Annotated in this window: 25 protein-coding genes; 7 read left to right on the top strand and 18 right to left on the bottom strand. The window is 52.8% G+C overall.

Translation table 11 applies throughout. The features are described from left to right. Window positions 1-183: 183 nt before the first annotated feature. Window positions 184-738 carry an N-acetyltransferase family protein gene (locus ACSZO4_RS12205; protein WP_437889241.1) on the top strand — a complete coding sequence of 185 codons (555 nt, stop codon included), beginning with the start codon at window positions 184-186 and terminating at the stop codon, window positions 736-738. A 9-nt stretch (window positions 739-747) separates the two neighbouring features. Here the strand turns inward: ACSZO4_RS12205 and pbpG are convergent, their stop codons facing one another. Both pbpG and ACSZO4_RS12215 read right to left on the bottom strand, forming a co-directional pair. Continuing rightward, window positions 748-1,686: a D-alanyl-D-alanine endopeptidase gene (gene pbpG, locus ACSZO4_RS12210; protein ID WP_437889242.1), complete on the bottom strand. Its 939-nt coding sequence runs from the start codon at window positions 1,684-1,686 to the stop codon at window positions 748-750. 171 nt (window positions 1,687-1,857) lie between these two features. Further along, window positions 1,858-2,445: a Yip1 family protein gene (locus ACSZO4_RS12215; protein ID WP_437889243.1), complete on the bottom strand. Its 588-nt coding sequence runs from the start codon at window positions 2,443-2,445 to the stop codon at window positions 1,858-1,860. Between the two features lie 146 nt (window positions 2,446-2,591). Between ACSZO4_RS12215 and ACSZO4_RS12220 the strand changes: the two genes are divergently transcribed. Next, window positions 2,592-3,152, top strand: coding sequence for a DedA family protein (locus ACSZO4_RS12220; protein WP_437889244.1), 561 nt, complete (start codon window positions 2,592-2,594; stop codon window positions 3,150-3,152). A gap of 47 nt (window positions 3,153-3,199) precedes the next feature. On the opposite strand, the gene ACSZO4_RS12225 is transcribed toward ACSZO4_RS12220, so the two are convergent. From ACSZO4_RS12225 to ACSZO4_RS12265, 9 genes are all read right to left on the bottom strand, one after another. Then, on the bottom strand, window positions 3,200-4,594 hold the full coding sequence (locus tag ACSZO4_RS12225) for a glycoside hydrolase family 1 protein (protein ID WP_437889245.1): 1,395 nt from the start codon (window positions 4,592-4,594) through the stop codon (window positions 3,200-3,202). Between the two features lie 15 nt (window positions 4,595-4,609). Further along, window positions 4,610-6,481, bottom strand: a complete 1,872-nt coding sequence (gene bglF, locus ACSZO4_RS12230) for a PTS beta-glucoside transporter subunit IIABC (protein ID WP_437889246.1) — start codon at window positions 6,479-6,481, stop codon at window positions 4,610-4,612. A 259-nt stretch (window positions 6,482-6,740) separates the two neighbouring features. Next, window positions 6,741-7,574: a transcriptional antiterminator BglG gene (bglG, locus tag ACSZO4_RS12235; protein ID WP_437889247.1), complete on the bottom strand. Its 834-nt coding sequence runs from the start codon at window positions 7,572-7,574 to the stop codon at window positions 6,741-6,743. 153 nt (window positions 7,575-7,727) lie between these two features. Continuing rightward, entirely contained in the window at window positions 7,728-8,666 is a 939-nt protein-coding gene (gene dusC / locus ACSZO4_RS12240) for a tRNA dihydrouridine(16) synthase DusC (protein WP_437889248.1), read from the bottom strand. 75 nt (window positions 8,667-8,741) lie between these two features. Continuing rightward, complete coding sequence (locus tag ACSZO4_RS12245; protein WP_437889249.1) at window positions 8,742-9,587, bottom strand: metal ABC transporter permease; 846 nt, start codon at window positions 9,585-9,587, stop codon at window positions 8,742-8,744. Then, window positions 9,584-10,441, bottom strand: a complete 858-nt coding sequence (gene sitC / locus ACSZO4_RS12250; RefSeq protein WP_437889250.1) for an iron/manganese ABC transporter permease subunit SitC — start codon at window positions 10,439-10,441, stop codon at window positions 9,584-9,586. Before sitC ends, ACSZO4_RS12245 begins: the two co-directional genes overlap by 4 nt. After that, the gene (gene sitB, locus ACSZO4_RS12255) at window positions 10,425-11,264 is read right to left on the bottom strand and encodes an iron/manganese ABC transporter ATP-binding protein SitB (protein ID WP_437889251.1); all 840 of its coding nucleotides are present in this window, start codon (window positions 11,262-11,264) and stop codon (window positions 10,425-10,427) included. Before sitB ends, sitC begins: the two co-directional genes overlap by 17 nt. A gap of 3 nt (window positions 11,265-11,267) precedes the next feature. Further along, a complete protein-coding gene (locus ACSZO4_RS12260; protein WP_437889252.1) occupies window positions 11,268-12,176 on the bottom strand; it encodes a metal ABC transporter substrate-binding protein in 909 nt (302 codons plus the stop codon). A 143-nt stretch (window positions 12,177-12,319) separates the two neighbouring features. Further along, complete coding sequence (locus ACSZO4_RS12265; RefSeq protein WP_437889253.1) at window positions 12,320-12,838, bottom strand: N-acetyltransferase family protein; 519 nt, start codon at window positions 12,836-12,838, stop codon at window positions 12,320-12,322. A 95-nt stretch (window positions 12,839-12,933) separates the two neighbouring features. Here ACSZO4_RS12265 and ACSZO4_RS12270 point away from each other — a divergent pair, with 95 nt between their 5' ends. From ACSZO4_RS12270 to sanA, 5 genes are all read left to right on the top strand, one after another. Then, on the top strand, window positions 12,934-13,863 hold the full coding sequence (locus ACSZO4_RS12270) for a LysR family transcriptional regulator (RefSeq protein ID WP_437889254.1): 930 nt from the start codon (window positions 12,934-12,936) through the stop codon (window positions 13,861-13,863). Window positions 13,864-13,968: 105 nt separating this feature from the next. Next, a complete protein-coding gene (locus ACSZO4_RS12275) occupies window positions 13,969-14,364 on the top strand; it encodes a CidA/LrgA family protein (RefSeq protein ID WP_437889255.1) in 396 nt (131 codons plus the stop codon). Continuing rightward, on the top strand, window positions 14,364-15,059 hold the full coding sequence (locus tag ACSZO4_RS12280; protein ID WP_437889271.1) for a CidB/LrgB family autolysis modulator: 696 nt from the start codon (window positions 14,364-14,366) through the stop codon (window positions 15,057-15,059). Before ACSZO4_RS12275 ends, ACSZO4_RS12280 begins: the two co-directional genes overlap by 1 nt. Window positions 15,060-15,188: 129 nt before the next feature. Then, window positions 15,189-16,073 carry a cytidine deaminase gene (gene cdd / locus ACSZO4_RS12285; RefSeq protein ID WP_437889256.1) on the top strand — a complete coding sequence of 295 codons (885 nt, stop codon included), beginning with the start codon at window positions 15,189-15,191 and terminating at the stop codon, window positions 16,071-16,073. A 126-nt stretch (window positions 16,074-16,199) separates the two neighbouring features. After that, window positions 16,200-16,916 carry an outer membrane permeability protein SanA gene (gene sanA / locus ACSZO4_RS12290; protein WP_437889257.1) on the top strand — a complete coding sequence of 239 codons (717 nt, stop codon included), beginning with the start codon at window positions 16,200-16,202 and terminating at the stop codon, window positions 16,914-16,916. 20 nt (window positions 16,917-16,936) lie between these two features. On the opposite strand, the gene ACSZO4_RS12295 is transcribed toward sanA, so the two are convergent. From ACSZO4_RS12295 to yeiB, 7 genes are all read right to left on the bottom strand, one after another. Beyond that, entirely contained in the window at window positions 16,937-17,362 is a 426-nt protein-coding gene (locus ACSZO4_RS12295; RefSeq protein WP_437889258.1) for a hypothetical protein, read from the bottom strand. Between the two features lie 210 nt (window positions 17,363-17,572). Further along, on the bottom strand, window positions 17,573-17,800 hold the full coding sequence (locus tag ACSZO4_RS12300) for a hypothetical protein (RefSeq protein ID WP_437889259.1): 228 nt from the start codon (window positions 17,798-17,800) through the stop codon (window positions 17,573-17,575). A 407-nt stretch (window positions 17,801-18,207) separates the two neighbouring features. Next, the gene (mglC, locus tag ACSZO4_RS12305) at window positions 18,208-19,218 is read right to left on the bottom strand and encodes a galactose/methyl galactoside ABC transporter permease MglC (RefSeq protein WP_437889260.1); all 1,011 of its coding nucleotides are present in this window, start codon (window positions 19,216-19,218) and stop codon (window positions 18,208-18,210) included. Between the two features lie 15 nt (window positions 19,219-19,233). After that, window positions 19,234-20,754: a galactose/methyl galactoside ABC transporter ATP-binding protein MglA gene (mglA, locus tag ACSZO4_RS12310; protein ID WP_437889261.1), complete on the bottom strand. Its 1,521-nt coding sequence runs from the start codon at window positions 20,752-20,754 to the stop codon at window positions 19,234-19,236. Window positions 20,755-20,831: 77 nt separating this feature from the next. Next, window positions 20,832-21,830: a galactose/glucose ABC transporter substrate-binding protein MglB gene (gene mglB, locus ACSZO4_RS12315; RefSeq protein ID WP_437889262.1), complete on the bottom strand. Its 999-nt coding sequence runs from the start codon at window positions 21,828-21,830 to the stop codon at window positions 20,832-20,834. Between the two features lie 293 nt (window positions 21,831-22,123). Then, on the bottom strand, window positions 22,124-23,149 hold the full coding sequence (gene galS / locus ACSZO4_RS12320) for an HTH-type transcriptional regulator GalS (RefSeq protein ID WP_437889263.1): 1,026 nt from the start codon (window positions 23,147-23,149) through the stop codon (window positions 22,124-22,126). Between the two features lie 158 nt (window positions 23,150-23,307). Next, window positions 23,308-24,468, bottom strand: coding sequence for a DUF418 domain-containing protein YeiB (gene yeiB / locus ACSZO4_RS12325; RefSeq protein WP_437889264.1), 1,161 nt, complete (start codon window positions 24,466-24,468; stop codon window positions 23,308-23,310). Window positions 24,469-24,483: the final 15 nt, after the last annotated feature.

A 24,483-nucleotide genomic window follows, 5' to 3' on the forward strand; every position in this document is an offset into this window, starting at 1 on the left:
ACAGCTCAGCTAAGGTAAGGCTAATACAGATAAGGACTCCACTGAACCCCACCGATTAAATCGCACCTTCCCTAAGTGAACAGTGATCTTAAGCCAGACTGTATTGTGTTCTTCATTCGTACTACAGTAGCCCGTGGCCAGAGAAACGTTTCTCTGGCTTGCTACCCTGAGGAGCACTCCATCATGTCTGCTGTTGATGTCCTGTCTGAAAATGCGTTGATTGTACGTGATGCCAGCCTTGACGATGTTCACGCGATTGCCTCCCTGTATGCCTGGCACGTTCTCCACGGCCGCGCCTCTTTTGAAGAAGTGCCGCCGACGATTGAAGAAATGCGCCAACGGATGAGCAAGACAGCCAATGACGGACTGCCCTGGATGGTCGCCCTCTACCAGGGGATCCTCGTGGGTTACTGCTACGCCACCTTCTATCGCCCTCGCCCTGCTTATCGTTACACCCTTGAAGAGTCCATTTACGTTGATGCCAGCATGACCGGTCGTGGCATTGGCAGCACGCTGATACAGGCGCTGATTGAACGTTGCGAGCAAGGCCCGTGGCGGCAGATGATTGCGGTGATTGGCGATGGTAATAACAACGCCGGTTCCCTGCGCCTGCATAAGAAACACGGCTTTGAGCTGGCCGGGCAGTTACGCAGCGTAGGTTACAAAAAGGGAGACTGGCGGGATACCCTGATTATGCAGCGCCCGCTCAATGACGGAGACTGGACGCTGCCGGAGTAATCAGAGCTGTTAGTCGTTCTGTGCCGTTTGCGCGCCGGGATTCTGCGCCATTTGCGCCGCTTTCTGCCGTTTGTAGCTCATCGCCGAAGCCGGCACCGGTTGGGCTTTACCTGTTTCTATCCAGGTACGCAGACGACTGGCATCTGCAAAGTGGGTAAATTTACCAAAGGCATCCATCACCACCAGCGCCACCGGCCTGTTATTAATGACCGTGCGCATCACCAGACAGTGCCCGGCTGCATTGGTGAATCCGGTTTTGGTTAACTGGATATTCCAGTTATCGCGGTAGACCAGATGGTTGGTGTTACGAAACGGCAAGGTGTAGCCCGGATTAGAGAAGGTCGCCATATCTTCGCGGGTGGTGCTCAGTTGCCCTAACAGCGGATATTGCTTCGTCGCAATCAACAACTTAATCAAATCTTCTGCCGTAGACACATTGCTGATGGAAAGCCCGGTCGGCTCCACATAGCGGGTGTGGGTCATCCCCAGCGCTTTCGCTTTCGCATTCATCGCACGAATAAAAGCACCGTAGCCCCCTGGATAGTGGTGCGCCAGGCTTGCCGCTGCGCGGTTTTCCGAGGACATCAGCGCCAGCAACAGCATATCTTTGCGGCTGATTTCGCTGTTAAGGCGCACACGGGAATAGATACCTTTCATTTCCGGCGTCTGGCTGATGTCGACTTTCAGCTTCTCATCCAGCGGCAGGCCGGCATCCAGAACCACCATTGCGGTCATCAGCTTGGTGATGGACGCAATCGGGCGCACCAGATCAGGATGGCTTGAATAGATAACCTTATTGGTCTGGAGATCAACAATCATCGCGCTGCCTGAGGCGATTTCAGGCTGAGCGGCAGTGGTTGCAACCGGGGCTTTAGCCAGCGCCGGTACAGCAACAGGCATGACAAAGAGAAGCGCGAGGCTTAATAAAGAAACTCGGAATTTCGGCATGGTGTAACTTCTGATAATTATTCAGGCACGTTATTACGCACACCGCATCTGTTTGGTAAATGAATAACAGAAGCTGGCTTTCGCATAATAGCCGCCATGCTTTGCCGTCGCCACCGAAGATTCATTGCAGAAGATTGCGTTGCTGGCATTTACGCCAGCAACGCCGGAAAATCAGAACAAACGATAACCATACCCCCACAAAATCACCGTCAGGGCCAGCAACACTTCGAGTACCAGAACCCCGATTGCCAGCGTCGAACTGGAGAAACTTAGCCCTTCTTCACGATTAATATCGAGGAAAGTGGGGATCCCCACATACAGCAGATAACCGGTATAGAACAGCGCCACCGTGCCGACTAACGCACACAGCCAGACCAGCGGATAAAGTGCGACTATCCCGCTTAAAAACAGCGGCGTCGCCACATATCCGGCGAAGACCATACAGTGGGCCAGCGAAGGACGCTGCGGATAATTACGCGCCATCCACCAGATAACCCGCCCCATCACGGCCACACCGGCCAGCATCAGGGCATAGAACAACACCGCAAGATACAACCCGGTAAACGGACTCAGCTGAACGACAGTGTTTTCGCCGAAATTCCAGCCAATCTGCGTGGTGCCGATAAAGGCGCAGATAACCGGGATCGCCGCCATCAGGAAGACATGGTGGGTATAGTGATGAGAAACGGTTTCGTTTTCACTTTTGATAACGTGCATTTCACGATCGGGATGGGAAAACAGTCCCCAGACATGGTTCATAAGGCCCCCTTGCTGACTGCCCGAACATAGACACTTCAAGTATAAGCCACTTTGTCGGTTAATTTATGTACAGCCGTAAAAATAGCGTGCCTGCGCGATGAATTTATCGGGTGTATGCTTAGGGGGTTTACAGGAGAGTGTTAACGATGGATATCAATACGCTTATCAGCCAGTATGGCTATGCCGCGCTGGTGGTGGGCAGCATTGCTGAAGGGGAAACCATTACCCTGCTCGGAGGTGTGGCTGCCCATCAAGGATTGCTGAAGTTCCCGCTGGTAGTGGCCGCAGTGGCGCTGGGTGGGATGATTGGCGACCAGCTGTTGTACCTGGCGGGACGTCGCTACGGGATGAAAATCCTTCAGCGTTTTCCGCGCTTTCAGGGAAAAATTGAACAGGCGCAACGGATGATTAATCGCCGCCCCTGGCTGTTCGTGATTGGCACCCGCTTTATGTACGGCTTTCGTATTGTCGGGCCGCTGCTGATTGGCGCCAGCCATCTGCCGCCTAAAATATTTCTGCCACTCAATATTTTTGGCGCCATTCTCTGGGCGCTGATTTTTACCACCTTAGGCTACGTGGGAGGGGAAATGATCGGCCCGTGGCTGCATCAGTTTGACCATCACATCAAAAAACTGATTTGGCTGGTGCTTGCGGTGGTACTGGTATTATCGCTGCGCTGGTGGTGGCGACGTCGGTTAAGTAAGTGAATGATACGGGCTCCCGCACCGCAGGATACAGGAGCCATCTTGCCTGGTTACCGCGTCAGCGATGCCCCTTTGCTGGCAATGACCTCTTTGTACCAGAAGAAGCTCTTCTTCCGGCTACGGGCCAGGGTGCCGTTGCCATTGTCGTCACGATCAACATAGATAAAGCCATAGCGCTTGGAGATTTCCGCTTTCGAGGCGCTCACCAGGTCGATTGGCCCCCAGCTGGTATAACCAAGAACCTCAACACCATCTTCAATCGCTTCCCCAACCTGTACCAGATGGTCATTGAGGTAGCTGATGCGGTAATCATCGTTAACGCTGCCGTCCGCTTCCGGTTTGTCCTTCGCGCCAAGACCGTTCTCGACAATAAACAGCGGCTTCTGCCAGCGATCCCACATCACGTTGAGCAGCGTGCGCAGGCCCACCGGGTCAATCTGCCAGCCCCATTCAGAACTCGCCAGGTGCGGGTTGGGCACCATGCTTAGAATGTTGCCGCGAGCCTGCTGGTTCAGCTCCTCATCGGCGGTGACGCAGCCGGTCATATAGTAGCTGAACGAAATAAAGTCGATGGTGGTTTTCAGCGCGGCGCGATCGGCGTCGGTTACCTCAAGTTCAATGCCATTATCGCGGAAGAAACGCAGCATATAACCCGGGTATCCGCCACGGCACTGCACATCGCCGAAGAACTGCCAGGTACGGTTTTGCTGCAAGGTTTCCAGCACATCGTCCGGTTTGCAGCTCAGCGGATACATCAGGCCGCCGAGGATCATATTGCCGATTCTGCCATCCGGGATAATCTCGTGGCAGGCTTTGACCGCCAGCGCGCTGGCCACCAGTTGATGGTGGATAGCCTGGTAAACTTCAGCCTTGCTGCTGCCTTCCGCCAGACCGACGCCGGTCATAGGCGCATGTAGCGACATATTGATTTCATTGAAGGTCAGCCACAATTTCACCTTATTTTTATAGCGCTCAAACACCGTGCGGGCGTAGCGCTCAAAGAAGGTGATGGTCTGGCGACTGCCCCAGCCACCGTAGCCTTTGACCAGGCCCCAGGGCATCTCGTAGTGAGAGAGGGTCACCAGCGGCGTCATACCTTTACTCAGCATTTCATCGAACAGCTTGTCGTAAAAGGCCAGCCCGGCTTCATTCGGCGTGGTTTCATCGCCGTTCGGGAAGATGCGCGTCCAGGCAATGGAGACGCGCAGGCAGCTAAAGCCCATCTCGGCAAACAGCGAGATATCTTCCGGGTAGCGGTGATAAAAATCGATAGCGACATCTTTCAGCCCGCTGTCGCCTGGCACGCGCTCTACCACGTCACCAAACACGCCTTTCGGTTGCACGTCAGAAGTGGAAAGACCCTTGCCGTCTTCCAGATAAGCGCCTTCCACCTGGTTGGCGGCAATCGCGCCACCCCATAAGAAGTCATTCGGGAATGCTTTCATTGATATCTCCTTAAATTAACGATTGACAGTCAGCAACGGCATTCCGGACTCTACCGATGTAGCAGCCACCGTTGTCACACCACGGAAACTGTCACTGTTACTGATAATAATAGGGGTCGACAGGGAATAACCGGCGGCGAGGATCGCCTCACGATCGAACTCCAGCAGCAGGTCACCAGGCTGAACTTTATCGCCCACGCTCACATGTGCGGTAAAGGGTTTGCCATCGAGCTTCACGGTGTCGATCCCCACATGAATAAGCAGCTCGATACCGCTGTCGCTCAGCAGGCCGATTGCGTGCTTCGTCTGGAACAAAGAGGCTACTTCACCGGCGAAAGGGGCAATAACTTTATTGTCCAGTGGAATAATCGCCGTGCCTTCACCGAGCACACCGGTGGCAAAAGTCGCGTCCGGTACCTGTTCAAGGGCCAGGACGGTGCCGGTCATCGGCGCCAGAATCTCGTTCTCGCCCGGCGGGGTCGCAATCGGCTTTGTCACAACGGTCGCCGCAGGGGTCACCGAAGGCAAACCAGCAACAAAGGTCATGATGCAGGCCAGCACAAAGGCCACCAGAGTACCCGCAATGCCGCCCCACAGGGTGCTGTCCACGCCGCCTGGCGGGATCATCTGAGCAAGGGTAAAGACGTTAGCGAAACCGAAGGAGTATACGTGGCTGTCGCTGAAGCCAACGATGGCCCCACCAATCGCCCCGGCAATACAGCCAAAAATAAACGGACGGCGCAGAGGCAGCGTCAGGCCATAGACCGCAGGTTCAGTGATACCAAAAATACCGGCGGTCGCCGCAGAGCCTGCCAGTATTTTCTGGCGCGGATCGCGGGTACGCAGGAAAATGCCCACGACAGCGCCCACCTGCCCCAGCACCGCAGGCAACAAAATAGGCAGCATGGTGTCCTGGCCAAACACCGCCAGGTTGTTGATCATTAGCGGTACCAGCCCCCAGTGCAAACCGAAGATCACGCATACCTGCCACATCGCCCCGAGGGCCGCGCCAGCCAGCCAGGGTGCAAACTGGTAAATGGCCTGATAGCCATAGGCCAGCCCCTGGCTTAACAATGTCGCCACCGGGCCAATCACCAGGAAAGTCAGGGGCACAATCACCGCAATACAGATCAGTGGAGAGAAGAAGTTTTTCACCGCCGAATGCAGGAACTTATTGCACTGTTTTTCCAGCAGGCAGCTCGCCCACGCGGCGATAATGATCGGGATAACCGAGCTGCTGTAGTTAATAAAGGTCACCGGAATACCGAAGAAAGTCTCACTGACCGCCTCTGGCATCTGGCTGGCCTCGAACGCTTTGATCATCAACGGGTGGGTCAGCGCGCCACCTATCGCCATAGTGACAAAGGCATTGCCGCCAAATTTTTTCCCCGCGGTATAACCAAGCACCAGCGGGAAGAAGAAGAACAGCGCATCACTGGCGGCAAACCAGATCTGATAAGTCCCACTGGTGGTGGTCAGCCAGCCGCACACCACTGCCAGCGCCAGCAGGCCTTTGAGGATCCCGGATGCGGCCATAATGCCGATAAAAGGGGTGAATATGCCGGAAACAATGTCGATCATCCGGCCGAACAGCGAACTCTTTTCGTCTTTGTCATTTGCATCTGTGGGCGTGTCATCGGTAATCCCCGCTTCATCACGCACCGCCTGCCAGACGTTGTTCACGTGGTTACCAATCACCACCTGAAACTGACCGCCGCTTTCCACCACCATAATCACACCGGGGTTCGCCTTCAGTCCTTCGGCATTGGCCTTATTACTGTCTTTAAGTCTGAAGCGTAAACGGGTGGCGCAATGCACCAGACTGCTTATGTTCTCCCTGCCGCCAACGTGGCTGAGAATATCTTTCGCCAGCGCTTGATATTCCATGCTGATTTCCTTACTTCTTAGTGGCCCGTAGGCGATGACTGAGTAAAAAAAAACCTGAGTCCAGCACCTTGCGGGCCGGGCTCAGGTTTTGCCTGCGTATCGCAGTAACAATCCTGTTTTACCCTTCATTATTCACGCCGCAGCGGCGTTGGCATCCTCGCGCACCCCGGTCACTTACTCAAGTAAGCTCCCGGGGATTTGCTACGTCGCCGCCTTGCTGCAACGCGATTAATTTTGGGCAAATTATCGTACTTAATATTTAACGCTTATCTTTGCGTACCCGCTCCATATGGATCGCCAGAAACATAATCTCTTCGGTGGTTAAGCTGCGCTGATAGTTCTGTTGCAGATGGCGCGCCACCTTTTCAGCGCACCGCCAGGCGCGACCATAATTGTCTTTCACCGCCTGGTGCAACGACAGATCGTCATCCTCCACCACGGTGCGGGTCAGCATCCGCTGGGAGAAAAACTTCAGATGCGTAACAAAACGGTGATAGCTCAGCGACTCTTCGTTGTATTCCAGCTTTAATTCGTATTTCACAATATGCAGGATTTCTTGCATCACTTTGGTGATATGCATCACTTCCGGCATTTCACTGTTCAGCTGAGCGGTTACCAGATGCAGCGCAATAAACCCGGCTTCGTCTTCAGGAAGCTCGACCCCCAGCCTTTTTGCAATAATCGCGCGCGCTTCCTGGCCTAACAGAAACTCTTTCGGATACAGGCGACGAATTTCCCACAGCAGCACATTGCGGATGACCTGACCGTTTTTCATCCGCTCAATAGCGAAGAAACAGTGATCCGTCAGGGTGATATAGAGACTTTCCTGCAATTTCCCCAGTCGCTCACGCGCCAGACTGATGATGCAATCGCAGGTAGTCATCACCTCAAGGGGAATTTGATTAAGCAGTTCGCTTAAACGACGAATCAGTTCATCGCTTTGCAGGGCAAAAATCTTTTCAATTTTGCGCTCATCCAGCTCGTCGCCGGTACGTTTCTGGAACGCCAGCCCTCGGCCCATCACGACCTGCTCGCGTTGCTGTTCATCCTGCACGACCACCACATTATTATTGAGTATTTTGGCGATTTTCATCTGAACTCCAGAAACAAAAAAACCTGACTTCCGGCATTTGCCAGAACATCAGGTTTAGCCTGCTTTCGCAGTAACAATCCACGGGGGTGACTCTATCAGGTTGCCCCTGCCACTCAATGTGCGTCGCACAAAAACGTGATTATGATCTCAAGATTATTCATTTATACCCTGAATTACTCGAGCTATATCCGCAGAGGTTTTGAGGGTACGGATCTGTTCAAATACCCCCTGTGACTCGACGTACTCTTTGCGCAGGTAGCCCAGCCACTGCTTGATACGGGCGACGTGATACAGCCCGGTATCGCCCTGCTTTTCCAGCCGGGTATATTTTTGCAACAACGCCACCACTTCCGGCCAGGGCATCCGGGGCGCATTCTCTTTTACCACCCGGCTCAGATTCGGAACGTTCAGCGCGCCTCGCCCGATCATCACCGCATCACAGCCGGTGGCGGCCATACAATCCTGAGCACTTTGCCAGTCCCAGATTTCGCCATTGGCCACCACCGGAATGGTCAGACGCTGACGGATCTCGCCGATCGCCTGCCAGTTAATGCGCTCAGCCTTATAGCCGTCTTCTTTGGTTCGGCCATGCACCACCAGCTCCGTCGCCCCTGCCTGCTGTACCGCATCGGCGATTTCAAACTGTCTTTCGCCGCTGTCCCAGCCGAGACGAATTTTCACCGTGACAGGGAGATGAGAAGGCACGGCTTCACGCATCGCTTTTGCGCCGAGATAGATCATCTCCGGGTCTTTAAGCAACGTGGCGCCGCCGCCGCTGCCGTTCACCATCTTCGACGGGCAGCCGCAGTTTAGATCCACGCCCCAGGAGCCCAGTTCCACCGCGCGGGCCGCGTTTTCCGCCAGCCACTGCGGATACTGCCCCAGAATTTGCACCCGAACCAAAGTGCCGGAAGGCGTACGGCTTTGATGTTGCAACTCCGGGCAGATGCGGTGGAACACTTTTGCGGGTAACAGCTGGTCGACCACGCGGACAAACTCGGTGATACAGTGATCGTAGTCGTTAACCTCGGTCAGCAGCTCGCGCACCAGCGAATCGAGCACACCTTCCATCGGCGCCAGTAATACACGCATACATTGCCCCTGAAAAAATGAGGCGCCATAGTAGCGCCTCTGACAGAGGGAAGAAAGACTCCCGTTACACCCGTTTTATTGTTCCGCAAGCCGGCGTAATTCCAGACGTCGCGCTTTGCGGCTGGCAACAATAAAGGTCAGGATAAACACCAGCGCAAAGAGCACCACGATGGTCGGCGCAGGCGCACTGTCGATAAAGAACGACAGGTAAATACCCAGCAGTGAAACCGTCACCGAAACCACCGTCGCCACCAGCAGGGCAATATGAAAACGGTTGGTCAGCAGTACAGCTATAGCGCCGGGCGCGATCAGCAGCGAAATGGAGAGCACGATCCCCACCGCTTTCAGGGTTGCCACAATGGTCAACGACACCATGCAGAGTAAGCCATAATGCAGCAGACCGGTGCGTAAACCACTCACCTGAGCCTGCTGATGGTCAAAGCAAAACAGCAATAAATCACGCCACTTGACCCCAATCACCAGCGTGACAACCAGCGAAATAATCCCGGTTTGCAGGATGTCAGAGGCGGTGATCCCCAACATATCGCCAAACAGAATATGATCCAGATGTACCTCCGGTTTCACCGCAAGGTAAAGCAGCAACCCGGCAGCAAACATCCCGGAGAAGATAATCCCCATCACCGTATCCTGTTTAATACGGCTGTTATCTTTCACAAAACCCGTCGCCAGCGCGCAGAACAGCCCGGCGACAAACGCGCCTGCGGCCAGCGGCAGACCGAGCATCCAGGCCAGCACGACGCCGGGAAAAACCGCATGGCTCATCGCATCACCCAGTAACGCCCAGCCCTTGAGCACCAGAAAGACCGACAGCAACGCGCAGGGAATGGCGACAATCAAAGACGTCAGCAAGGCGTTATTCATAAACGCGAACTGGAAGGGTTCGAGCAGCAGCGTCATCATTTCAGCTTCTCCAGCGCCAGATGCGCGCGACGTCGGTTAGCCAGTAGCCCGTGGGTCGGGGCAAAGACAAACGCCAGCAGGAACAACAGTGTCTGGGCAATCACAATCACACCCCCGGTCGCCCCGTCCAGATAATAGCTGGCCCAGGCGCCAATAAAGCTGGTGATGCTGCCAATCGCCACGGCAATCATCAACAGGCGGGGAAAGCGATCGGTGAGCAACCATGCGGTGGCGCCGGGCGTCACCACCAGGCAGATAACCAGAAATGCCCCCACCGTTTGTAGCGCGGCCACCGTGGACAATGCCAGAAGGGTAAAGAAAAGAACTTTCAGCCGTTCCGGGCGCAGGCCAATTGCACGGGCGTGATTCTCATCAAAAAACGTCACCATCAGATCCTTCCATTTAAAAAACAGGATAACCATGGAGACAACGCCAATGATCGCCAGTTGCAGGATATCCGCCGGAGCGATCGCCAGAATGTTGCCCAGCACGATAGTCTGAATATTGACCGACGTCGGATTCAGCGAGACCATAAACAGGCCAAGGCCAAAGAATGATGAAAAAATCAGCCCGATAATGGCGTCTTCTTTTAGCCGGGTACGCTGGTTAAGAAACAGCATGCTGCCCGCGGCCAGCCCACCGGATAAAAACGCCCCCAGCGCAAAAGGCAGCCCGAGCATATAAGCCCCCGCAACGCCCGGCACGATGGAGTGGGACAGCGCATCGCCAATCAGTGACCAGCCCTTCAGCATCAGGTAGCAGGAGAGAAAAGCACACAGCCCGCCGACCATCGCGGAGACCCACATGGCATTGCGCATATACTCATAGCCAAAGGGTTCAAGCAGTGCGTTCATCCTGCCCCCTTTCGTCGTCGGGCAGACGATGAGCCACAAACGGACGCTCATCATCAGTGATGATGCGCTCTTCAGAACCGCTCAGCACCACATGGCGCAGCACGCCGCTAAAGGCCTGCTCCAGATTTTCAGCGGTAAAGGTGGTTTCAGTTGGGCCGCTCGCCAGCACCGTGCCTTTAACCATCACGGTGTAATCGCAAAATCCGCTGACGGAACCGAGATTGTGGGTGGAGACCAGCATGGTTTTGCCTTCATCGCGCAGTTCACGCAGCAGGTCGATGATTTTGGCCTCTGTTTTTACATCCACCCCGGTAAAGGGTTCATCAAGCAGGATGACCTCTCCCTGCTGAGCTATCGCCCGCGCCAGAAAAACGCGCTTTTTCTGCCCGCCGGACAGCTCGCCGATTTGTCGGTGACGGAAGTCCAGCATATCCACCCGCTCAAGGGCTTCGGTGACGATTTGTTTGTCATGCTGCCTGGCAATACGCAGCATGCCCATTCGCCCGTAGCGCCCCATCATCACCACATCTTCCACCAGCACCGGGAACGACCAGTCCACCTCTTCAGCCTGCGGAACATAGGCCACGAGGTTTTTTTGCAACGCCTGTCGGGTAGACAGCCCGGCGATAGCAATACTGCCCGCTGCCAGGCGTACAAATCCCATAATGGCTTTAAAAAGAGTCGATTTACCGGAGCCATTCACCCCAACCAGCGCGGCGATCGAACCGCCAGGTACGCTGAACGTCGCTGCGCGTAATGCCGTATGCCCGTTACGGTATGTCACGGTCACATCAGAAACAGCAATACCTGTCGTTTGTCCCATGGCTTACTCCTTCATTCCGTCTTTAATCCCCTGCACCAGGGTGCGGGTGGTGACATTCAGCAACGCAAGGTAGGTTGGCACCGGGCCATCCTGCGCACTCAGGGAATCAACATAGAGCACGCCGCCATAGTGTGCCCCGGTTTCCCGAGCCACCTGACGGGCGGGTTTGTCGGACACGGTGCTTTCGCTAAAGACCGCCGGGATCTGTGCTTTTTTGACCTGTTCGATAACATGGCGAACCTGCTGCGGCGTGCCCTGCTGGTCGGCGTTAATCGGCCATAAATAGAGCTCTTTCAAGCCCAGATCGCGCGCCAGATAGGAAAAGGCGCCTTCACTGGAGACCAGCCAGCGCTGAGACTCAGGAATATCAGCCACCTGCTTACGCAGCGGCTCCAGCGTATCGACAATCTGTTTTTTGTAATTCTCAGCGTTCGCTTTGTAGACCTCTGCATTCGCCGGATCGTATTTCACCAGCGCGTCACGAATATTATCGACATAAATCAGGGCATTTGCTGTCGACATCCAGGCATGCGGATTAGGTTTACCGTTATAGGGCCCTTCAGAGATGCCCATCGGCGTAATACCGGTGGTGACGACGACTTCCGGCACACCGTTCAGATGCTGATAGAAACGCTGGAACCACAGCTCAAGGTTCATGCCATTGGCCAGAATAAGCTGTGCGCCCTGCGCCCGTTTGATATCGCCCGGCGTTGGCTGATACTCATGAATTTCAGCGCCGGGTTTGGTGATAGAGGTCACCTCGGCTGCATCCCCCGCCACGTTTTTCGCCATATCGGCAATCACCGTAAAGGTGGTTACCACTTTAAATTTCTCTGCCGCCTGGACGGTTGTTGCAACAACGGTCAGCAGTAAACCGAGCAGTACCACCTTAATTTTTCTCATTATCAACATGCAGGAGTCTCCGGAGGTGATTAAAATAAAAACGAAAATAGCCTGTGCTAATTTATATAGCATAGGCTATGTTTAAATGAAAATGATTATCGTTATTGTAATTTTACGTCAAGGTGGAACGTCGCTTTTGAGACACCATAGGTTCAGGCTGGCAGAGTCAGCGCCCCTTCGCCGAGGGTACGTTGCAGGATAACAATATCCAGCCAGCGACCATGCTTGAAGCCAACGTTTTTCAGGGTTCCGGTGAGGGTAAAGCCGGCCCGTTGATGCAGCGCCAGCGAGGCCTGATTTTCACTGTTGCCCACCACCGCGACCAGTTGCCGATAACCCTGCGCTTCTGCCCATGCAATCGCCCTGGCCAGCAGCGCTTTCCCCACCCCGCGGTGGCGAAAGCGCTGCTCCACATAGATAGAATTCTCCAGCGTAAACTGATAGGCATGACGGGTACGGTAGCGTGACAGATAGCAATAGCCTTTCACCTCGCCTTCATCGAGGAAAACAAACCACGGCAGGCCTGCCTCACGCATTTTTCGCAGCCGGGCGTGCATTTCTTCAGCGCTGGGGGCTTCGGTTTCAAAAGAGGCGCTGCCATGGGTGACATGCCATGCGTATATTGCGTGTATCCCCGGAATATGTTGTTCTTCTGCTTCAATAATTACCATTGTCTGACTCCTGCTCATCACTGCTGACAGGCTAGCGGTAAGCCGCATATTCAGACACGGGTTGGCACTTATCACCCGTATAAGGAAAACTTTGGATGGCCACACTCAGTCTTGACCAACTGGCAACCTACAGGCTGGTGATCGGCCGGGGCAGTTTTACCGCCGCAGCCGAGGTGCTGGGGTTATCGCAACCTGCGGTGAGTTTGCAGATACGCCATCTTGAAGCCGCACTGCAAACGCGACTGATTGAGCGTACCGGGCGCGGCATTCGCCCGACGCCTGCCGGAATAACCCTGCTGGAGCATGGCGAAGTGATTGAAAAAGCCGTCAGCACGGCGCTGCAATCGGTGGCGATGCATCAGCAAGTTTTCAGCGGAACCCTGACGCTGGGTACCGGGGCAACCGTCTGTATTCACCTCCTGCCTGCGGTATTGCAGGCCCTTCGCCAGGCCTGGCCGCAGCTGACCGTCGGGGTCAGAACCGGCAATACCCAGGACATTGTCCGGGCTGTTGTGGAAAACAGAATTGATATTGGCCTCGTTACCCTACCGGCAGCGGGTAAAAATCTTGATGTCACGCCAGTCATGAATGATGAGTTTGTCGTCATAGGTGCGGCGGGCGATGAGACAACGACCTCCGCCCTGACGCCGGCGCAGTGCGCAGAACGGCCGCTGATCGTCTTTGAATCCGGGAGCGGCACGCGCCAGTTGATTGATAACTGGTTTCTCACCGCCGGAGTGCAGATTGCCCCGGTGATGGAGCTTGGCAGCATTGAAGCCATTAAAAGGATGGTCCGCGCGGGGCTGGGCTATAGCATTGTGCCACGAATGGCCGTCAGCCTGGCCGGGGAGTGCGACGGGCTGAGCCTCCACCCACTTGAGCCGCCGCTGCAACGAACCCTTGGCCGGGTAATGCGCCAGGACAGAGTGGCCAGCCGCGCAATTAATGAAGTGACCCAGCAAATTAGCATTGCCGCCAGGGCGATGAATGATAAGGCGCGGGAAGGATCCTGGGGTAATGCCTGACGTGCCAAAATGGAATATTTGGTATGCTTACAATTCATGATGTGATCGGTAGCACATTTCAGGCATTAATTGTATGATGAATGCATCTCATCAAGGGTTTTCACCATGAGTCAATCACTGAATATAATCTGGCAATATCTGCGGGCATTTATCCTTATTTATGCCTGCCTGTACGCGGGAATTTATCTCTCCTCGCTGCTCCCCATCACTATCCCCGGCAGTATTATCGGCATGCTGATCCTGTTTGTGCTGCTGGCGCTGCAAATACTGCCAGCAAAATGGGTGAACCCAGGCTGCTATGTGCTGATCCGTTATATGGCGCTACTGTTTGTCCCTATCGGCGTTGGTGTTATGCAGTATTACGATCTGCTGCGCGCGCAGTTCGGGCCGATCGTGGTCTCCTGCGCAATCAGTACGCTAATTGTTTTCCTGGTGGTCAGCTGGAGCACACATCTGGTGCACGGTGAACGTAAAGTCGTCGGCAAGAAAGAGAATCAATAATCATGGCCTATATCTGGTGGTCCCTACCTTTGACGCTGGTGGTTTTCTTCGCCGCCCGTAAACTCGCCGCACGCTTTAAAATGCCGTTGCTGAACCCGCTGCTGGTCGCCATGGTGGTCATTATTCCGTTTCTGCTGTTGACCGGTATTCCCTACGATCACTATTTTCAGGGCAGTAAAATCCTCAACGACTTACTGCAACCAGCGGTTGTGGCACTGGCCTTTCCGCTTTATGAGCAGTTGCATCAAATCCGGGCGCGCTGGAAATCCATCATTACGATCTGCTTTATCGGCAGCGTCGTGGCGATGGTCACCGGATCGGTCATTGCGCTGATGATGGGAGCGACACCGGAAATTGCCGCTTCGGTACTGCCGAAATCAGTGACCACGCCGATTGCCATGGCGGTTGGCGGCAGCATTGGCGGGATCCCGGCAATCAGCGCCGTGTGCGTGATTTTTGTTGGCGTACTGGGTGCGGTTTTTGGTCATAGCCTGCTGAATCTGATGAGAATTAAGACCAAATCAGCCCGCGGGCTGGCAATGGGTACGGCATCTCATGCCCTTGGCACCGCCCGTTGTTCCGAGCTTGATTACCAGGAAGGCGCGTTCAGTTCGCTGGCGCTTGTTATCTGCGGCATTATCACGTCGCTTATCGCACCCTTTTTGTTTCCGCTGATCCTCGCCATTGCGGGCTAAAATTTGCGATGCGTCGCGCATTTTTAATTTGAATTTCATAAGTTGCATATACAGTGAGATGTTGATCACATATAAAGGCTGTATCGGCCCGTAAACTACGATCCCATTACATTGTTATGAGGCAACGCCATGCATTCACGTTTCCACACCGCGTTTCCGGCTCTCGCGGAAAATTTACAGACCGCGCTGGCACCGCTTCTCGCTGACGCACATTGTCCGGCGATGTTCAGCGCAGAACAGGTTTCAGGGCTGCTTGACGCGACCGGGATGGACGAAGAGGCGCTGGCCTTTGCGCTGTTGCCGCTCGCTGCCGCCTGTGCGCGAACCGATCTCTCTGGCTTTAAGGTCGGCGCCATTGCCCGCGGCGTAAGCGGAAACTGGTATTTTGGCGGCAATATGGAGTTTATCGGCGCCACCATGCAACAAACCGTGCATGCGGAGCAAAGCGCCATCAGCCATGCGTGGTCACGCGGTGAAAAAGCGCTGGCCTCGGTCACCGTTAACTACACGCCCTGCGGACACTGCCGCCAGTTTATGAATGAACTGAACAGCGGACTGGCGCTGCGCATCAATCTGCCTGGCCGTCAACCGCACACGCTGGGCGATTATCTGCCCGATGCTTTCGGCCCAAAAGATCTTGAAATAAAAACCCTGCTGCTCGATGAACAGGATCATGGCTTCAGCCTGCGCGGCGATGCGCTCGCCCGGGCGGCAATCATCGCGGCCAACAAAAGCCATAGCCCTTACAGCCACTCCCCTTCCGGCGTAGCCATCGAGTGCAGTGACGGGCAAATCTTCAGTGGCAGCTATGCGGAAAATGCCGCCTTCAACCCGACGCTGCCGCCGCTTCAGGGAGCGCTGAACCTGATGAGCCTCAGTGGCTATGACTACCCGGATATGCAACGCGCCGTACTCGCAGAAAAAGCAGATGCCCCTCTGACCCAGTGGGATGCAACGGTTGCCACCCTGCGCGCATTAGGCTGTCAGAACGTTGAGCGCGAGCTTCTCGCCTGATTTTCCCCTGCGGGTTTTAGCGCCCGCAGTGGTGAAAAAGACCGCAATTGAACGCCCGTTTCTTGCGCTTGCGGGGCGGGTAAAGTAGCCTTGAGTGAAATTTAATCCCGTATCGAGCTTGTCTGCATGTTGAAGCGTTTTATATACAGTCTGTTGGTCCTTATCGGCTTACTGCTGTTGACTGCGCTCGGCTTAGACCGTTGGATGAGCTGGAAAACCGCCCCCTATATCTATGATGACTTACAGGATCTCCCATGGCGTCAGGTGGGCGTGGTTCTGGGTACCGCAAAATATTACCGTACCGGAGTCATTAACCAGTATTACCGCTACCGTATTCAGGGCGCGTTAAATGCTTATAACAGCGGCAAGGTCAATTATCTGCTGCTGAGCGGCGATAACGCGCTGCAAAGCTATAACGAACCGGTCACCATGCGCAAAGATCTGATTGCCGGCGGCGTCGATCCTTCAGATATTGTTCTGGATTATGCGGGCTTCCGCACCCTGGATTCCATTGTCCGCACCCGCAAAGTATTCGACACCAACGATTTCATTATTATCACGCAACGTTTTCATTGCGAGCGCGCGCTTTTCATTGCCCGGCATATGGGGATCCAGGCCCAGTGTTATGCGGTCCCATCGCCGAAAGATATGTGGAGTGTACGGATACGTGAATTTGGCGCGCGACTGGGAACCATTGCGGATTTGTATATCTTTAAGCGCGAACCTCGTTTTTTAGGTCCGCTGGAGCCGATCCCGTCGTTACAGGAAGTGCCAGACGATGCGCAGGACTACCCGGCGGTAACCGTCGAGCAGTTGCTTGATTTGCAAAAGAAAAGTAATTAACCGGCTCTCGCTGTCATGCTTCAGTAAATAGAAGCGCCACGGTGGATACTCCTCACCGGACCAATTAACAGATAATTTCTTTCAACAAATTCCTGTATATTAATGTAGTCTTTTTCAGTTTTATTCAACGTCCATAATCCGGTGAGGGCATTAAAGGGTAAAACAATTTCCCCTTGCGGCGTGGCAACAAGATACTCACCCGTCTTAATATATCCGGCAGAACATTCAATGCGCTGTTGCGGACGATTACTCATCGTTAAGTCTATTTTCCCAAAGCCCGTAGGGACGACACAGAAATAGTAAAAAGGTAAGCTGGTAATTTTAAAATCCCCGGCCTGGGCAATAATTTCATTATTACGCATAAGCTGTACGGATTTAAGATAGAAATGAATGGGATTGATTTTATCATGCGGCGGGTGGTCAACTTTGAAATACACTACATTCATAGACACTCCTGCTCATCATTACGACAGATATAAACAAGCATACAACTAAAAGTCACTCAGACCTTCAGAATAGGCTTAAACGTCATAATTTGCGAAGGATGCTTCTGACAAACACAGGTAAAAGATTGTAAGGCTGGATTTATCCTGTGCAGCAGACTGCGGATACTTTACAGACTGCTGCGCGTCATCCACTCTTCAAGGTATGGCGCTTCAGGCAACTTTTTCTTCATACTTGTGCAGACTGACCTGAAGGCCATAAATCAGGCTTTTGACCTTCTCAGGAGTAAGGCTAAAAAATTGCGACTCGAACGTCGTTCCGCCCGGCGCATAAGGGGAAGTACTGTAACCAAACTGAATTACAACGCCATTCAGATCATCCACTGCTCCGACCTGCCATCCATTAACGGGAAATGCAGGAAATACTGATTCATTATTCATCCTAATCTCCTTGTGAATGCTGTGACCTTTTCAGCGTAGCACCGAAATGAAAAATTTAACAAGCAGGAATTCATGAAGATTTGGCGGGGTGTTAATTTTGTTATTCACATCGGGCATTTTCTATCCGTGCATAAACATCAACCATCAGGTCATTCTGAGTCAATGTTATTTCTAGTCTTTCATAAAGTTAATGGCATGTTGCTATTATGTTTAACGCCACTCTACTTATTAAATACCCCATTGCAGGTTAAATAATAAATATAGCTAACTATTTATTTAAATATTATGACCAGAAAAACGTTTCGCTATTTAAAAAATTCTTTGTGCTAAACCGTAGCGGTTTATTTAAGCCAGGCTACATAATAAAAAACCCGCTCAAATTGAGCGGGTTTTTGCTGGCGTAAGGATTATTTTTTACGCGCGTATTTCAGGGAGTCCAGCGCCACCGCGAAGATAATGATGCCGCCTTTGATGATGTACTGCCAGTACGGGTTGATACCGATATAGGTCAGGCCATAGTTGATAACCGTAAAGATGATAACACCGGTCACCACGCCCAGAACCGTACCGACACCGCCGCTGAAGGAGACGCCGCCCACCACGCAGGCTGCAATCGCATCCAGTTCGTACATAAAGCCGAGGTTGTTGGTCGCAGAGCCGATACGCCCCGCCTCCAGCATCCCGCCGAACGCATAGAACACACCGGACAGGGCATAGATCATCAGCAGGTTCACTGCCACGTTAACGCCTGAGACTTTTGCCGCTTCCGGGTTACCGCCGATGGCGAAAATGTTTTTACCAAAGCGTGTTTTGTTCCACAACACCCACACAAAGGCGACTGCAATCAACGCGTAGAAGGTGATATAGGACAGGCGGAACGACCCCAGCGCAACAAAGCCCTGAGTAAAGGTGGAGAAGCCGCTGTCGAAGCCGGAAATCGGTGACGCCCCCACAAAGTCGTAGTACAGGGAGTTAATCCCGTAGACGATGATCATGGTACCCAGAGTGGTGATAAACGGCGTAACGTTCAGATACGCGATGATAATACCGTTAATCAAACCGATAATTGCACCAATCACGCAGACAATCGCCACAACCACGATAATTGGCATGGTTTGCATTTCCGGGAAAACTTTGTTCACGTTTTCCATCGACTGCAATAAGGTTGCTGCGACAACCGCCGCCAGCCCAACCTGACGCCCGGCTGACAGGTCAGTCCCCTGAGTCACAATCAACCCGGCAACACCCAGCGCAATGATAATACGCACGGAGGACTGAGTCAGAATGTTACTTAAGTTCAGTAAACTTAAGAAGGTGGGGTCCTGGAATATGATGATTGCCAGTAATACTAAAAGAACAACGTAAATACCGCCGTCTTTCAGATAAGTGAGAAAAGTTTTTTTATTTAACGCACTCATGAGGAGCCCCTGATCTTAAAGGTGCAAAGACGCAAGACGGAGTATTTCGTTTTGCGTTGTCGTTTTAGTGTCAACAATTCCAGCAACGAGACCATTGCTCATTACCAGAATACGGTCAGTGATACCCAACAATTCAGGCATTTCAGAGGAAATAATAATTATCCCCTTATTCTTCTTCGCCAGTTCGGCAATCAACTGGTAAATCTCGAATTTCGCCCCTACGTCGATACCGCGGGTAGGTTCATCGAGCATTAATATTTCCGGTTGGGTCAACAGCCAGCGACCAATAATCACTTTCTGCTGGTTACCACCGGACAGGGAGCCAATTTGTGTACGGTGCCCGGGTGTTTTCACACGCATTGAGTCGATAACCCACTGGGTATCACTCTTCATGCGGGAATTATCCAGCAGACCGACTTTATTTTTGTAGTTCTGAATATTCGAAATCAGTGAGTTGAATCCAATATCCAGGTAGGCATAAATACCGGTAGAACGACGTTCTTCGGTCACCAGAGCGAAGCCATTGTTAATAGCTTCATTGGCATTGTGGTTGTTGATCTCTTTGCCGTGGAGCTTAATGCTACCGGCCGATTTTTCACGAATACCAAATAATGTTTCGACGATATCAGTACGTTTCGCACCCACCAGACCGGCGATACCAAGGATCTCGCCTTTACGCAATTCAAAAGAGATATCGCGAATTGACGGCTGGCGCAGCGAGGTCAGGTTACGTACTTCAAGAATGGTTTCACCCGGGGTATTCTGCCTGTCCGGGAAGCGCTGGTTCAGGGAACGTCCCACCATCATGGCGATAATTTTATCCATGTCCAGCCCTTCGAGCGGCTGAGTGGCGATCCACTGTCCATCGCGCAGGATCGTAATCTCATCGCACAACTGGAAGATCTCTTCCATCTTATGCGAGATATAAACGATACCGCAGCCACGGTCTTTCAGTTTACGAATAATAGTGAAAAGATGATTAACTTCTTTTTCGGTCAACGAAGAAGTTGGCTCATCCATAATAACGATTTTGGCGTTATAGGAGAACGCTTTAGCAATTTCGATCATCTGCATTTGCGAAACAGATAATGTTCCGACACGTGCTCGCGGATCGATATCAATATCCAGCTCATCGAAAATAGCTTTAGTGTCACGATACATCTTGTCCTGATCGACAAACATGCCTTTGGTCGGATAACGACCCAACCACATATTGTCCATGACAGAACGTTGTAACACCAGGTTAAGCTCCTGATGAACCATTGAGATACCATTTTCCAGTGCTTCTTTTGCAGAATGGAAGTCGATCTCATTCCCCATAAAAAGAATGCTGCCGGAATCTTTTTGGTAGATCCCAAAAAGGCATTTTAATAATGTTGATTTACCTGCGCCATTCTCGCCCATTAATGCATGGATAGAATGAGGACGCACTTTTAAATTGACATTATCGAGAGCCTTTACGCCAGGAAAGGACTTGTTGATATTGCTCATTTCCAACAAGAATTCACCGGACGACTGAGTATTGTTGCTGACCATAATTATACCTTGTTGGCCTGGCATATTTATTATATCAGGGCATAAATTATTACGCCCTGTGTGCACGAAATTAAATATTACTTACCAGTAAACTGAGACAGGTTTTCCTGATCGACACCAACGTATGGAATACGAACGATTTTATTTTCGATTTTCCAGTTAGTACCATCAGCAGCGCCTTTGCCGTCTGCCAGGTTTTTCGCCAGATCGAAGGTCGCCTTCGCCTGGTTGTTCGCATCGTTCAGCACAGTACCGGCCAGAGCGCCAGATTTAACCAGTGCCAGCGCTTCTGGCAGCGCATCAACGCCGAAGACCGGAATAGAGGATTTGTTGTGTGCTTTCAGCGCTTCAACCGCACCCATTGCCATTGCGTCGTTGTTGGCGATCACAACTTCAATTTTGTTAGCGTTCGGGCCGGACAGCCACGCGTCCATCTTATCCTTCGCCATTGCGGTGTCCCACATCGCGGTATCTAACTGCAACTGCTCGGTTTTGAGGCCTTTGTCGTTCAGTTCTTTGATAACGTAAGTGGTACGTGCTTCAGCATCCGGGTGACCTGGTTCGCCTTTCAGCAGAACGAACTGAACCTGACCATCTTTGTTCAGATCCCAGTTTTTGTTTGCTGCCCAGTGCTTGGCAATCAGGTCGCCCTGAATAATACCGGATTCTTTGGAGTCGGTACCGACGTAGAAGGCTTTGTCGTAGCTGTCCAGCGCTTTGCGGTTTGGTTCTTTGTTGAAGAACACGATTGGCACATTCTGACCACGTGCTTTCTCAATAACCGTACCTGCAGCAGCCGGGTCAACCAGGTTGATTGCCAGCGCTTTCACGCCTTTAGCCAGCAGAACGTCAATCTGGTCATTCTGTTTGGACTGGTCATTCTGGGAGTCGTTCATCAGCAGCTGTACGCCAGAAGCTTCTTTAGCGTCTTTCTCGATGGCTTTACGCACAACAGACATAAAGTTGTCATCGTATTTATATATGGTCACACCAATACGGGTATCCGCAGCGTGTGCAGTTGCGCCAAACAGCATGCTTGCCATAACAGCGGACAGAGTCAACACCTTCTTATTCATGGTATCTCCGGTTTTATTATGCAGGGTAGTTCTTGTGAATAAAGGGTCGGTTGGGCAGCAGGTTAATGAAACGTTACTGTCGACCGAAGTTCACTCAAAAAATTCTTTCTTCCGTGTAGGGTAAGGCTCCAGTGATACGCTATTTTCGATGTTTCAGGCTAACTGACCATGGTAATGGCGAGTTATCACCGTTACATCGTGTTTCAGCTCTTAAAACGCTGACATCATAGTCAGCGCGTTGTTAAGATACTGTGAATTTACTCACAGATTGAAAACGGTTACATCATCAAACATCATCGGTTAGTGATCGTTACCGCAATTTGCCGTGATGTGACGGAATGACGACGCACCAGGGTCGGCATAAAACAGTGTGTCGCCTCAGGATCAAGCTTACCCGCCGCGCCCATTAACGCCAGTTCCGTGGCCAGACGGGCCATCGAGGCGATGGGATAGCGCACCGTTGTCAGTTGCGGATCGGTGTAACGGGCAATCGGGATATCGTCAAAACCGATAAGCGAAAGATGCTGCGGCACGGCAATACCATTGTCTTTCAGCGCCGTCAGCGCGCCTGCGGCCATGCTGTCGTTATAGGCAAATACGGCACTGAGTTGCAGGTTACGGCCAAGCAGCTCAACCATTGCCGCCTCCCCGCCCTGCATATCCGGAGCGCCGATGCCCACCCAACTATCCGGGGCGACAATCCCGTGCTCCGTCAGCGCTTTAAACCAGCCTTCACGACGCAGGCAGTTATCTTCAATATGGTGGCTGGAAGCGAGATAGCCGATCCGCTGATGCCCGTGATTGAGCAGCATACGGGTCGCCATAGTCGCCCCACTGACGTTATCAAGCTCGACGCAACGATGGGCATAACCGGGGACCACACGATTGATCAGCACCATGCCAGGGATCTGCTCCATAAACCCGGCCAGCTCTTCGTCGCTTAAAGCTTTTGAGTGCACAATCAGGGCGTTACAACGTTGACGGATCAGCACTTCAATGGAGTGGCGCTCTTTTTCCGCCTCATGGTAGCTGTTGCCAATCAGCACGTATTTCTGATGCTGCTGGGCAACAACATCCACCGCTTTGACCAGCGCGCCAAAGAAAGCATCAGACACATCCATCACCACCACGCCGATAGTATCGCTGACCTGAGTCGCCAGCGCCTGGGCATTGGCATTCGGGCGATAGCCAAGCTGGGCAACCGCGCGGGTCACCGCTTCTCGCGTCTCCTGACTGACCAGCGCGCTGTTATTCAATACACGAGAAACCGTCGCAACGGAAACGCCCGCCTGACGGGCCACGTCACGAATGGTTACCATAGTTTTATAACCCTGGATTGATTGCGGTAGCTCACAGACACGCCTCCCGTCGTTTGCAAGGAGGCTATTCTCTCAGTCGGCGGGCGACGACTACGTGAGTGGCATCACACGGATGGAAACGGTTACATCCATTTTGTTAATGATTGTGATCCAGATCGTTATCTGGATGTGCGGGGTAATGATATCCCCGCAGCACGTGCGGTTAACTGACGCCACAACCATTCAAGAGGGCCCTGGCGGAAACGACGCAACCAGAACACGGAGAAGAGAATATTAACGGCCCATACCGGGGGCACAAACGCCAGCAGTTGCAGGCGATCGAATTTCATAAACAGGCCGAAGTGATAAAACAGCGTGGTACAGATTAGCGTTTGCAGCAAATAGTTACTCAATGCCATCCGCCCGACGCAGGCAATAGCGTTCACCAGCTTAAAGCGACAGAGTTGCGGCCAGTAGCCAAAGATAAGCGCGGTGTATCCCAGAACCTGCGCGGGCGCACTCAACTCGCGGGGCGCCTGTAAAATAAAAGCGCACCAGCGATAAGCCCAACCCAGTTGCCACTGGGCAACGATGGCCGGCAGATTAACCGCCATACCTGACACAACCAAAAACAGGCCAACACGGCGATAATGTGACAGGCTGAACTGCCCTTTCAGCCAACCGCTGCGCATCAGTGCCGCACCAATCAGCATCAACCCGGCAAGTTGCCAGCCATACTGAGCGCCAAGCGCCAGCAAGCTACTGGAAAGCAGATCGCTGCGATTGCCGATGGCTTCCAGCAGACCGCCGGTGGTCTTCCAGTAGCCTTCATATTGCAGGTTCGCGGCATCCGGAAGCCAGGAACGGTTAGGCGTGCTGCCGGAAATCATCCCCAACAGCAGCAGCACCGCAATGCCGATGATATACAGCACCACGCCCGTCTTAAACAGCGATTTCACACTTGTCGCATCACGCACCATTCGCCAGGTAATAAGGCCCGTCAGACCATAGGCCAGCAGAATATCCCCGTCCCACAGCAGCAGACCATGGATAAAACCAAGCAGTACCAGCAGGGTTAAACGAGACTGGATCCAGCGTTTTCCCCGGCTGAGCAGCATTTGCAAGCCGGCGCCGAACAGGATAGCGAATAACGAAAGGAATTTAACCTGGGCGAAGAGATCCAGCGTAGCCCAGGTCCAGGCATCATGAAGCGTCACGCTCCCGTACCAGGCGGGATTAAGATACGCCGCCTTTGGCAGACCAAAACCGACAATATTCAGAAGCAGGATACCGAGAATGGCAATGCCACGAACAAAATCCAGCGTGACATTTCTTTCCATGTACCCGGCTCCTGA

Origin of the sequence: Phytobacter sp. V91, from assembly GCF_965644225.1 — a bacterium.
Classification (GTDB): Bacteria; Pseudomonadota; Gammaproteobacteria; order Enterobacterales; family Enterobacteriaceae; genus CBFFRJ01.